The 11,802-nt window shown below is 62.9% G+C and carries 12 protein-coding genes and 1 tRNA gene; 5 read left to right on the forward strand and 8 right to left on the reverse strand.

What is annotated here, in order from left to right:
• Positions 1-47 precede the first annotated feature (47 nt).
• Positions 48-965, forward strand: a complete 918-nt coding sequence (locus AC0GUR_RS18075; RefSeq protein WP_472878896.1) for a branched-chain amino acid transaminase — start codon at positions 48-50, stop codon at positions 963-965.
• 58 nt (positions 966-1,023) lie between these two features.
• Here the strand turns inward: AC0GUR_RS18075 and AC0GUR_RS18080 are convergent, their stop codons facing one another.
• The 8 genes from AC0GUR_RS18080 to AC0GUR_RS18115 all read right to left on the reverse strand — a co-directional run bounded on the left by AC0GUR_RS18080 (position 1,024) and on the right by AC0GUR_RS18115 (position 6,739).
• Positions 1,024-2,307, reverse strand: coding sequence for a sensor histidine kinase (locus AC0GUR_RS18080; RefSeq protein WP_472878897.1), 1,284 nt, complete (start codon positions 2,305-2,307; stop codon positions 1,024-1,026).
• On the reverse strand, positions 2,291-2,977 hold the full coding sequence (locus AC0GUR_RS18085; RefSeq protein WP_046972192.1) for a response regulator transcription factor: 687 nt from the start codon (positions 2,975-2,977) through the stop codon (positions 2,291-2,293). Before AC0GUR_RS18085 ends, AC0GUR_RS18080 begins: the two co-directional genes overlap by 17 nt.
• A 306-nt stretch (positions 2,978-3,283) precedes the next feature.
• A complete protein-coding gene (locus tag AC0GUR_RS18090) occupies positions 3,284-3,769 on the reverse strand; it encodes a hypothetical protein (protein WP_472878898.1) in 486 nt (161 codons plus the stop codon).
• Between the two features lie 213 nt (positions 3,770-3,982).
• Positions 3,983-4,480, reverse strand: a complete 498-nt coding sequence (locus tag AC0GUR_RS18095; protein WP_472878899.1) for a hypothetical protein — start codon at positions 4,478-4,480, stop codon at positions 3,983-3,985.
• Between the two features lie 180 nt (positions 4,481-4,660).
• On the reverse strand, positions 4,661-5,152 hold the full coding sequence (locus tag AC0GUR_RS18100; protein WP_472878900.1) for a hypothetical protein: 492 nt from the start codon (positions 5,150-5,152) through the stop codon (positions 4,661-4,663).
• Positions 5,153-5,253: 101 nt separating this feature from the next.
• Positions 5,254-6,171 (reverse strand): 30S ribosomal protein S6--L-glutamate ligase, encoded by a 918-nt coding sequence (gene rimK, locus AC0GUR_RS18105; protein ID WP_472878901.1) that lies wholly within the window; start codon positions 6,169-6,171, stop codon positions 5,254-5,256.
• Positions 6,168-6,623 (reverse strand): ATP-dependent zinc protease family protein, encoded by a 456-nt coding sequence (locus AC0GUR_RS18110; RefSeq protein WP_472878902.1) that lies wholly within the window; start codon positions 6,621-6,623, stop codon positions 6,168-6,170. Before AC0GUR_RS18110 ends, rimK begins: the two co-directional genes overlap by 4 nt.
• Before the next feature lie 42 nt (positions 6,624-6,665).
• Positions 6,666-6,739 (reverse strand) — tRNA-Gly (locus AC0GUR_RS18115).
• A gap of 250 nt (positions 6,740-6,989) precedes the next feature.
• On the opposite strand from AC0GUR_RS18115, the gene AC0GUR_RS18120 reads away from it, so the two are divergent.
• The 4 genes from AC0GUR_RS18120 to trmB all read left to right on the forward strand — a co-directional run bounded on the left by AC0GUR_RS18120 (position 6,990) and on the right by trmB (position 11,261).
• Positions 6,990-9,368, forward strand: coding sequence for a DUF6600 domain-containing protein (locus AC0GUR_RS18120; RefSeq protein ID WP_472878903.1), 2,379 nt, complete (start codon positions 6,990-6,992; stop codon positions 9,366-9,368).
• Positions 9,369-9,466: 98 nt separating this feature from the next.
• The gene (thiS, locus tag AC0GUR_RS18125) at positions 9,467-9,667 is read left to right on the forward strand and encodes a sulfur carrier protein ThiS (protein ID WP_472878904.1); all 201 of its coding nucleotides are present in this window, start codon (positions 9,467-9,469) and stop codon (positions 9,665-9,667) included.
• A gap of 63 nt (positions 9,668-9,730) precedes the next feature.
• The gene (locus AC0GUR_RS18130; protein WP_472878905.1) at positions 9,731-10,531 is read left to right on the forward strand and encodes a thiazole synthase; all 801 of its coding nucleotides are present in this window, start codon (positions 9,731-9,733) and stop codon (positions 10,529-10,531) included.
• A gap of 4 nt (positions 10,532-10,535) precedes the next feature.
• Positions 10,536-11,261 (forward strand): tRNA (guanosine(46)-N7)-methyltransferase TrmB, encoded by a 726-nt coding sequence (gene trmB / locus AC0GUR_RS18135; protein WP_472878906.1) that lies wholly within the window; start codon positions 10,536-10,538, stop codon positions 11,259-11,261.
• Positions 11,262-11,802 lie beyond the last annotated feature (541 nt).

Here is an 11,802-nt window from a genome sequence, read left to right on the forward strand (position 1 = left end):
GCTCGCGCCGGGTTATCATGGCGCGATTTTGTCCCCGGAGAATCACCATGGCGCAGCAGTACCCCGACTGGATCTGGCAGAACGGAGCCATCAAACCCTGGCAGGAAGCAACGACCCACGTGATGGCGCATGCGCTGCACTACGGTTCGTCGGTCTTCGAGGGTATTCGCAGCTACGCCACCCCGGATGGCGCCGCCATCTTCCGCCTGACGGACCACCTGAAGCGCCTGTACCAGTCGGCCAAGATCTACGACATGGCCGTGCCCTACACGCAAGACGAGCTCGCGGCAGCATGTCGCGAAGTAGTGCGCCGGAATGGTCTCACCGCCGCCTACCTGCGGCCGGTCGCTTATCGTGGCCTCGGCGGTTTCGGCCTTTCCGCTGAAACCCCGATCGACGTCGCGGTGGCGGCATGGCCGATGGGTCCGTACCTTGGCCCCGAGGCGCTTGAAAACGGCATTGAAGCTTGCGTGTCGAGCTGGCAGCGTTTTGCGCCCAACACCATCCCGGCTGGTGCCAAGGCTGGCGGCAACTACCTTTCCGGTCAGCTGATCGCCCGTGAAGCGCGCCGCCTGGGCTTTGGCGAGGGCATCGCGATGGCGTCCAGCGGCCTGCTCAGCGAGGGTGCCGGCGAGAACCTGTTCCTGGTGTTCGATGGCGTGCTGCATACGACGCCAGCCAGTGCCTCGATCCTCACCGGCATCACGCGCGACACGCTCAAGACGCTGGCGCACGAAGACGGCATCGAGGTGGTGGAGCGCGACATTCCGCGCGAATACCTCTACCTGTGCGATGAGCTGCTGATGTGCGGCACGGCGGCGGAAATCACGCCGATCCGCTCGGTCGACGGCAAGAAGGTCGGCAGCGGCAAGGCCGGTCGCGTTACCCGTCGCCTGCAGGAACTGTTCTTTGGCCTGTTCAACGGCAAGACCAACGACCAGTGGGGTTGGCTGGAGCCGCTCTGAACACCTGACCAGACGGATAGCGGGGCTTCGGCTCCGCTATCTGGAGTCACCGCTTCACTCAGGCGAATACGATGCTGGCAATGGCGCCATTGGTATCGGTGCGCGGACGCATCGACACCTCCCAGCCGTAGAGTTCGCAAAGCCGGCGCACGATAGCCAGGCCCAGGCCGGCGCCGCTACCGCCAGCGCCCTCGCCGCGCACGCCACGCTGGAACAGGCGTTCGGCATCCTCGGGCTTGATGCCCGGGCCGGTATCGATGATTTCGATGCGCTTGTCGCCCACCTCGACCGTCACCGTGCCTTCGAGCGTGTACTTGATGGCATTGCCGATAAGGTTGGTCAGCGCCACCGACAACACGGAAGCCGGTGCATTCACGCTGAGCGGCTGCTTGACCACCAGTTCAATGCCCAACGGCTTGTCACGCATCTGCGGACGCTGGCTCTCGATCACATCGGACGCCACCTTGGCCACTTCCGTGGTTTCGCCACGCGTAGGGCCGCGACGTTCCGCGCGGGAAAGCAGCAGCAGCGCTTCGATCAGCTCCGTCGCCTGACGTGAAGCACGCTCGATACGCTTCAAGCGCTCGCGCAACTTGTCGGTGAGGTCAGGCGAGCCCTGCAGCAACTCGGTGGTGCTGGCGATCACCGCGAGCGGCGTGCGCAACTCATGGCTGACGTCGGAGTTGAATTCGCGGTCGCGCTCCACCATCGCGGTGAGTCGCTGCGAATACTCGTCCAGCGCCAAGGCCAGCTCGCCCACCTCGTCATCAGCAAAATGCGGTGCCAGTGGCTCAGCTTTACCGTTCTTGCGGAAGTCGCGCAAACGACGCGCGAGGTCGCTCACAGGCTTGAGCACCTTGCGCGAGAGCCACACGCCCAGCACCAGCGACAACAAACCAAACAGGAACACGGCGCCGATCACGCTGATCAGCAGCTGCTGCTTGCCCAGCTCTTCGCGCGACACGTCATAACGTAGGAAGCTGATGATGCCGTTCTCACGAAACACGGCCAGCTTGTAGTGATGGCGCTGACCGTCCTTGTCGGTCTCGTAGATGTCGTGCACACCGCTGTCCAGGTTCTGCCAGGTCAACGGTGCCTTATAGAGCGTGCGATCACTGAGCACGGTACCTGTGAGCAAGCGGGAACCGCTCGCTCCGCCGGGGTGCTCATGTGCCTGCTGATTAGCCCACCGCGCATCGTCCAGCAGACTGGCGTTGACCAGCTGGTCTTCCACCCTGCTGCGGATGTTGAGCGCCGCAAAAGCAAACAACGCGCTGAGGCCGAAACCGAACAGCGCGAACGAGACGATCAGGCGAAACCTGAGCTTACGCCTGGACTGCATCCGGTTCGACCATCCGATAACCAATGCCGTGCCGCGTGTGGATCAGCGGCTTGTCGAACGGCTTATCGATCGCGGCGCGCAGACCGTGGATGTGCACGCGCAGCGAATCGCTGTCAGGCAGCTCTTCGCCCCACACGCGCTGCTCCAGATCCTGTCGCGTCACCACCGACGGGCTCGCCTCCATCAGCGCCTGCAACAGCTTCAGGCCGATGGGGTTGAGCTGGATCGACTTGCCTTCGCGGGTCACGGTGAGCGTGTCGAGGTTGTAGGTGAGGTCACCCACCTTGAGCACGCGACTCTGTGGTCCCTTGCCCCGACGCGCCAGCACCTCCAGGCGTGCCGCCAGTTCCTGCAGCGCGAAGGGCTTGGTCATGTAGTCGTCGGCGCCCGACTCAAAGCCTGTGAGCTTTTGCTCCAGGGCGTCGCGCGCGGTCAGCATGAGGATCGGCGTCTGCTTGTGCGCCTCGTGTCGCAGCTTGCGCGCGACATCCAGGCCATCCATGCCCGGCAGGGTCAGATCGAGCACGATCACGTCGAAATCATGCACCACAGCCAGGTGCAGGCCGGTGACGCCATCGCCGGCAAAATCGACCACATGGCCGCGGTCTTCCAGATAATCGCCGATGTTCGTCGCGATATCGCTGTTGTCTTCGATCACCAGTACGCGCATGCGTCCTCCATACGCAGCCGACATAAGGGCCGGCCGTGGCAGCAAGCTTAACAAGCTGCGTCAGGGAAAAGGGGCTCCCGGCATGCACAAAGCTGAACGGGATGGGTCGCAGGCAAGAAAAAAGCCCAGGCAGCCCGACTTATCGTCGCTTTGCCTGGGCCCAAGCTACTGCCCCGATACCGTAATCTGCTGTCACCATACCTTGCGGGAAGTGCCAAGCAAATTGCAGTGGGGCCTTTATAGGGACGCCACAGTTACATGGTGGTTAACCAGTACTCACATGGGCGTTAACCATCCCAGCACTCGTTACTGACCACCCTTCGGCTGGGGGACTTGCTGGATCTTCTGCAGGTACTGCTTTGTCTGGTCGGCATCCGCGTTGATCTGGCGCTGCGTACGGCAAACCGTCTTGGGGATGTTGCTGCCCATCGGCTTGACGTGCTCGCAGATTTCACGATCACCGTCATTGCGAGTCAGAATCGCATTGACCTCTGACTGGTTGTTGTAAAGGTCGAGCTTGGACGCCTGGTCCATCGCATCGACAGTACCGAATCGGTCGTAGAGCGACTGCATATTGCTCAAATCGCGATTCACCGTCGCCTGCTGGTTCTTGTCCACCACGTCAAACCTTCCGCCTGGTGCCATCTGCTGGCGGACGTGATCGGCCACAGCGGCGAACTCGTCCTTGGTGGTTGCCTTGACGTCAGGCTTGGCTTCCTTCGCGCATACGGTCGCCGCTTGCAACAGCATCAACATCGCCGCCGACAACGGCAGCCACTGCTTGTACTTCATCCTTTTTCCTCCGAACCTGCTGCATCCCCCCTCGGGAAGCACCCTGCAGGAGCGCCCAATCGTATGTGCAAGCCGCTACGAGGGCAAAATGCCAGTCGCTTTAATCGACCTGCTGCAAATAACGGCGGCCTTGCGACACCGACAGTCGGGATGTCGATGCAAGCAACCCAATAACGGCGGCCACGGCATCACCCGCGGTGGCCGCCTTGTCACTCATTGCTTGTCTTTCGGCGCCGCTACTGCCTGATTTCTCATGGTGTGGTTCTCAAGGAACGCCTTGGATTGATCGGCGTCCATGTTGATCTCACGTTGAGTGCGGCACACCGTCTTGGGAATGTTGGTCCCCATCGGCTTGACCTGCTGGCAGACTTCACGATCACCGTCATTGCGGGTCAGGATCGCATTGACCTCAGACTGGTTGTTGTAGAGCTCCACTTTGGATGCCTGGTCCATGGCATCGACAGTGCCGAATCGGTCGTACAGCGACTGCATGTTGCTCAGATCGCGACTGACCGTCGCCTGCTGGTTCTTGTCCACCGCGTCGAACCTTCCGCCTGGCGCCATCTGCTGGCGGACGTGATCGGCCACAGCGGCGAACTCGTCCTTGGTACCTGCCTTGACGTCAGGCTTGGCTTCCTTTGCGCATACAGTCGCCACTTGCAACAGCATCAACACCGCCGCCGACAACGGCAGCCAGTATTTGGACTTCATCCTTTTTCCTCCCAACCTGCTGCATCCCCCCTTGGGAAGCACCCTGCAGGAGGGCCGATGCTAGGCGCAAGATTATGCAGAGGTCAAAGTGCCAATCGGTGTAGTCACGTTCAGCAAGCGGCCGCGCCAACTGGCGAGATTCCGTTTTCACTAACCAATTAACGGCGGCCGCATTGCAATTTATTGGACCTTCGCTTTTACAGCCTGAGCCCTCGTTTCGTGGCTCTCAAGGAAGGTCTTCGACTGGTCAGCATCCATGTTGATTTGACGCTGAGTGCGGCACACGGTCTTGGGAATGTTGGTTCCCATCGGCTTGACCTGCTCGCAGATTTCGCGATCACCGTCATTGCGAGTCAGGATCGCATTGACCTCAGACTGCTCGTTGTAGAGCTCCACTTTGGATGCCTGGTCCATGGCATCGACAGTGCCGAATCGGTCGTAGAGCGACTGCATGTTGCTCAGATCACGATTGACCAACGACTGCTGATTCTTGTCCACCGCGTCGAACCTTCCACCTGGACCCATCTGCTGGCGGACGTGATCGGCCACAGCGGCGAATTCGTCCTTGGTACCTGCCTTGACGTCAGGCTTGGCTTCCTTCGCGCATACGGTCGCCACTTGCAACAGCATCAACATCGCCGCCGACAACGGCAGCCAGTGTTTGTACTTCATCCTTTTTTCCTCCCAACCTGCTGCATCCCCCCTCGGGAAGCACCCTGCAGGAGCGCCCGATCCTAGGCGCATGCCATAGAGAGGTCAAAATGCCGATCGGTCTATTCGACCTTCTGCAAGCGACGGCGACCTTGCGGTGCCGGCTGGCGAGATTCCGTTTCGAGTAACCGAATAATGGCCGCCGCCACATCCACCCCGGTGGCCGCCTCGATGCCCTCCAGACCAGGCGAAGCGTTGACTTCCAGGATCAACGGCCCGCGCTTGGAACGCAGCATGTCCACGCCCGCCACCCCCAGCCCCAACGCTGCCGCAGCCTGAACCGCAATGCGACGCTCCTCGGCGCTGAGCGTGGCCGCCTGGGCGGTGCCGCCGCGGTGGAGATTGGCGCGAAATTCGCCTGGACTGGCGTCGCGCTGCATAGCCGCGACCACCTTCTTGCCCACTACGAAACAGCGGAGATCGCTGCCCTTGGCTTCGCCTATGAACTCCTGCACCAGGAAGTTGGCGTAGAGACCGCGAAACGCTTCGATCACGCTTTGCGATGCGCTCTTCTTTTCCGCCAACACCACGCCGGTGCCCTGGCTGCCCTCATTGAGCTTGATGACATGCGGCGGATCGCCAAGCATGGCCAGCACGTCGGCGGTGTCGTCCGGGTTGTCGCCGAACACCGTCGCGGGCATATCCAAGCCCTTGGCGGCAAGGATCTGCAGACTGCGCAGCTTGTCGCGGGCGCGCAGCACGGCGTCGGACGTATTGGGGGTGTACACACCCATCATTTCCAGCTGCCGCAACACCGCCGTGCCATAAAACGTGCTGGTAACGCCGATGCGCGGAATCACCGCGTCGATGCCCTTGAGCGCCTTGCCCTTGTAGCGCAGCGACATGTTGCCGGGCGCAATGCGCACATAGCAGCGCAGGGGGTCGAGCACGCGCACCACATGCCCGCGCTCACGCGCCACGTCGACCAGGCGCTGTGTCGAGTAGAGACGGGTGTTGCGCGAGAGAATTGCAATCTTCATGAAACACCCAGATTGCCAGGCATCACTGGCCGTGGCTGTGAATAGGAAAGGGCCGGATCCACCGCGAACCGCCCGTGCAGCGCCGTGCGACCCAACAGCATGGGAAACAGCATATGGCGCCGATCAGTCAAATTAATGTCGACCTCGAATCGATCGCCCGCCAGCAACACCTCGGTACGAATAAACCATCGCAGCGTGCGGCGGCCACCGGTGTCTGTAACCGCGCGCCGATCGAGCGCCGGGGCCTCGCAAACAACGGCAACACGGTGACGGCCGCCCACACTCACGGCAAAGCGCAACCACGTGTCGCCTTCACGATCGAAGTGCTCCAGCGCATCCACGTGCAATGAGCTGCTGCGCGCGCCGGTATCAAGCTTAGCCTTGAGTAATGGAATGCCTAGAGTCGGCAAAGCAAGCCGCTCTCGCCAGCCGAGGGTGATCACATCCGCCATAAATGCTGGGTTACGTGAAAAAGCTCGGTGGGAGTCGGGGAGTGGAGCGGGTGAAGGGAATCGAACCCTCGTCAGTAGCTTGGGAAGCTACAGCTCTACCATTGAGCTACACCCGCAACGCCGGGCGATGGTAACCCGGGATCGCCGGGTTTTGGAACCCAACACCGGATAAACCATACATGGCGGCCGGCTGAATCATCGGCGCGTTTGACCATCGCGGGTTCTTGCCGACGCCCGCGCCCTCATCCGCATAATGGTGCCGTCGGCGCCGATGCCTCACCAAGCGTTTTTACGGATGACGACAGCGTTTCGCGCAACGACCAGCGCGCTTAGAGCCTGTTCAAGGTCTTCATTCCGGAGAATCCGATGCGTGTGCCTTCTGCTTTCCACCTGTTGCCGCACGTCCGGCGATGGATGGTGGCGGCTCTGTTGATCTGCGCCGCTGGCTTCTCGCAGGCGCAAACCCAGGCGCCACCTGACGACAATGGCGCCGGCGATCCGCCTTCACGCGTGGCGCGCCTGTCCTACCGCACGGGCGATGTGGGCCTGCTGCCTGCCGGCGAAAAAGACTGGGGTGATGCCAGCCTCAACCGTCCCATGACCACCGGCGATCGCCTGTCGACGGGCGACGGGGCGCGCGCCGAGCTGGAGATTGGCGGCGGCACCCTGCGCATCGCTGACGATTCCGACTTCGGCTTCCTGACCCTCAACGACCAGCTGGCTCAGGTGGAGCTGACCAAGGGCACGCTCAATCTGGCCGTACGCGGGTTGGCTGAAGGCCAGAGCTACGAGATCGACACACCGACGGTGGCGCTGGTAGTGGATCAGCCCGGCACCTATCGCGTAGACATCAGCGACAACGGCAAGTCCACGCGTGTCATCGACTTCAACGGCCGCGCCACCGTGTATGGCGAAGCGGGCGCCCAGCGTCAGGTAGCCGCCGGACGCAGCTACGAATTCTCCGACTCGTCGCTCAACAACGTGACAATCAACGACATCGACGGCGGCGACGATTTCGACGCGTGGAGCAACAGCCGCGATCAGCGATATGAACGTCCCGAGTCAAGGCAATACGTCTCCGACGAGGTCGTGGGTTACCAGGACCTCGACCAGTACGGCAGCTGGCAGAACAACCCGGACTACGGCCAGGTCTGGTATCCGGCCAATGTGGCGGTGGATTGGGCTCCCTATCGTGATGGCCACTGGGCCTACGTCGGCCCCTGGGGCTGGACCTGGGTGGACGACTCCCCGTGGGGCTTCGCCCCTTACCACTACGGCCGCTGGGCCCACGTGGGGGATCGCTGGGGCTGGGTGCCCGGCCCGATCGCCGTGCGTCCGGTCTATGCACCGGCACTCGTGGCCTTCGTCGGCGGCGCTGGCTTCAACATGTCGGTGAATGTGGGCAGTGGACCGGTCGGCTGGTTCCCGCTCGGCCCACGCGAGGTCTACAACCCGTGGTATCGCGCCAGCCGCAACTACTACACCAACGTCAATGTCACCAATATCTACGTGCGTAACGATCGCAACGTGGTGATCAACAACATCAACAACCAGTACAACTACTACCACGCCGGACGGCCCATGCCGAACGAGCGCTGGGCCAACCGCGACGTGCCGCATGCCTTCACCGCCATGTCGGGCCAGGATTTTGCCGCCGCCCGCAATGCACAACGCCATATGGTGTCGGTCGATCCGCACCGGTTCGCCACCGCACCGGTGATGCCGCGTGGCATCGACATGCAGCCGTCGCGCGCCAGCTTTGTCCCACCGCGCGCTGCATCCGCCCGCGCTTTGCCCGCAGGCGGATTCCAGCGCGAAGTCGTCGCCCGCACCGCCCCGGCTGCCGCGTTTGCCAATCGCAACCCCAACCCGGCCGGCATGCCACGCGCGGCGCAGGCACCGGGCAACGTACGCATGCTCAATGGTCCAGGCCCCGCGATGCGTGCGGCCAACCCGGACCGGCAGGCTGGCATGCCGGCGATGCAGCAGCAGGCACCATCGATGCGTAACGGCGCCCCCAGCGAGACGCCGCGGCCCTACGGCAGGCCGGACAACGGACAGGCCGCCATGCGCCCAGGCGAACTGCCTTCGGCCCGCTTTGCCCGCCCCTATGCCGATCCCCAACAACAGCCGAACCGCGGCAATAATCAGCCCCGACCGGGCGTGAGCTACATCCCCAATGCCGAAGCGGATCGGACCCGCGGCCCACAGCCGCAGGGTACGCTGCCCAACGTTCCCCGCTTCGAGCAGGCACCGCCGCAACAGGCGCCGCGCCAGCCTGTGAACCAGGACAATGCGGAACGCTACCAGCGCGACAACGCCATGCAGCGCCAGGCCGCGCAACAGCAGGAAATGCAACAACGCCAGGCAATGCAGCAACAGCAGGTGCAGCAGCGCCAAATGCAACAGCAGCAGGCGCAGCAACAGCAAATGCAGCAACGACAGGAGACGCAGCAGCGCGAGGAGGCGCAGCGCCAGGCCATGCAACAGCAACAGGCGGCCCAGCAGCGCCAGGCCATGCAGCAACAGCAAATGCAGCAGCGACAGGAGATGCAGCGCCAGGCGGCGCAGCAGCAACAGGAAGCGCAGCAGCGCCAGGCCATGCAACAACGCCAGGAAATGGAGCAGCGCGCCTACCAGCCACCACAACCCCAGCAGCGACCCGAGAACAGCCAGCCGCGCCCCCAACAGGCCAACCACGACGACCACCGGGCACCGCCGCGCAAGGACGAGCAGCACAACTGAGGCCCCGCAAGGCCTCACCGCCCCAAAGGCCCGGCCATTGCCGGGCCTTTTTCCATCCAGGGGCCGGCATCGACGCCGTCAGCCGCTACAATGGCTGGATGCACATCACGCTCAATGGCAGTCCGCGCGACTGCGCCCCCGCCGCCACCGTCGCCCAGTTGCTCGAAGAAGCCGGTTACGGCCAACGCCGCGTCGCGGTGGAAGTGAACCACGAGATTGTCCCGCGCAGCCTGCACGCCAGCCACGCGCTGGCCGACGGCGACCAGGTTGAGATCGTCCATGCCATCGGTGGCGGTTGATCGCCCCGGCATCCGCTTTCACGCGGCGCCACGCGGCGTCGCCTGCAGACTGAAGACATCCCCATGAACACCAAGACGTTCGACTCCACCGACCCGCTCGTCATCGCCGGCAAAAGCTACGGCTCGCGCCTGCTCACCGGCACCGGCAAGTACAAGGATTTCGACGAAACCCGCCGCGCCACGCAGGCCGCCGCGGCCGAGATCGTCACGCTGGCCATCCGCCGAGTGAACATCGGCCAGGACGCCAGCCAGCCGAACTTGCTCGACGCCTTGCCGCCCCACGAATTCACCCTGCTGCCAAACACCGCCGGCTGCTACAACGCCGTCGAAGCCGTGCGCACCTGCAAGCTCGCACGCGAACTGCTGGACGGCCACAAGCTGGTGAAGCTCGAAGTGCTCGGCGACCAGCGCACGCTGTTCCCCGATGTGGTGGAAACGCTCAAGGCCGCTGAAACGTTGGTGGCCGACGGCTTCGACATCATGGTCTACACCAGCGACGACCCCATTCTCGCCAAGCGCCTGGAAGAGATCGGCTGCGTGGCCGTGATGCCGCTGGCCGCGCCGATCGGCTCGGGCCTGGGCATCCAGAACCGTTACAACCTGCTCGAGATCATCGAAAACGCCAAGGTGCCGATCATCGTCGACGCTGGCGTGGGCACAGCATCGGATGCCGCCATCGCGATGGAACTCGGCTGTGACGGCGTGCTGATGAACACAGCGATTGCCGGCGCGAAAGACCCCGTGTTGATGGCCCACGCAATGAAGCTGGCTATTCAGGCCGGCCGCGCCGCATTCAAGGCCGGCCGCATCCCTCGCAAACGCTTCGCCTCGGCCTCGAGCCCGATCGACGGCACCATTGGTTGACCCCATGAGTGACGAGCACGACAACGACGGCGAACACGAAAACGCCGAGCATCCGCATTTCATGCGTCGCATCCGCAGCTTCGTGCTGCGGGAAGGCCGCATGACGCCTGCACAACAGCGCGCCTTTGACGATCACTGGGCGCGTTTCGGGATCGACTACACCGGCACACCGCAGACATTCAGCGCCCGCTTCGATCGCACGGCGCCGCTGGTGCTGGAAATTGGCTTCGGCAACGGCGAAGCGCTGGCATGGGCGAGCGAACACGACCTCGCGCGTGACTTCATCGGCGTGGAAGTGCATGGCCCCGGTGTCGGCCGACTGATGAACGCACTCGCGGCACGTGACGCGAGCAATGTACGGCTTTACAAGCACGATGCCGTGGAAGTGCTGGAACATGAGATTCCGCCGGGCACGCTTGCCGAGGCGCGGATCTGGTTTCCCGACCCGTGGCACAAGAAGCGTCACAACAAGCGTCGCATCATTCAGCCTGAATTCGTTGCGATGCTTGCTTCGCGCATGGCGCCCAATGGCCTGCTGCACCTGGCCACCGACTGGCAGCCTTATGCCGAGCATATGCTTGAGGTGATGGAAGCAGCACCGGATTGGCGCAATGACCTTGGTGCGGGCCAGTACGCTGAGAAGCCGGACTGGCGCATCGAGACGCATTTTGAGCGGCGTGGGTTGAAGCTCGGGCACGGCGTGTGGGATTTGCTTTATCGCAAGGTGTGAGTTTGCGGTGCTGCGCTCCCTCTCGCCTTCGGGGAGAGGGATGGGATGAGGGGCCACGATGGCCTCAGTACACCCATTCCCAATTCCGAATCTGCTGATGAAGAGCTCGCCCTAAGTCATCACATCGCGAGCACCCACCCCTCACCCCAGCCCTCTCCCCGGAGGGGAGAGGGAGTTAAGAGCAACACCACCGTGCTGCTTTAAGCCCTCTCCGCGATGGCGCGTTGCGGTGTAGCCGTACCGCGCGTCGGGCGATCGTGATGATCCGGGTTTCGCGGACGCCAAGGCTTTTATTAAACACGACGCTACGACAACCTCGCTTTTGAGGCCGTTTTCTTTGGGTTACTTTTCTTTTGGGCCAGCAAAAGAAAAGTGACTCGAGCGTCGGCAGACGATCGAAACGCCCGCCGCGTAGGCGGCACGCTGGCGGAGACATTAGGTCGAGGGCGAAAGTCACTGGATCCCTGCCTTCGCAGGGATGACGGTGAGGGGGAAGGCGACGGTGAGGGGAACACGCGTTCCGTCAAACACCGGCTCAATA

The sequence above is a fragment of the Dyella sp. PARNA 12/25 genome (genome assembly GCF_055702865.1).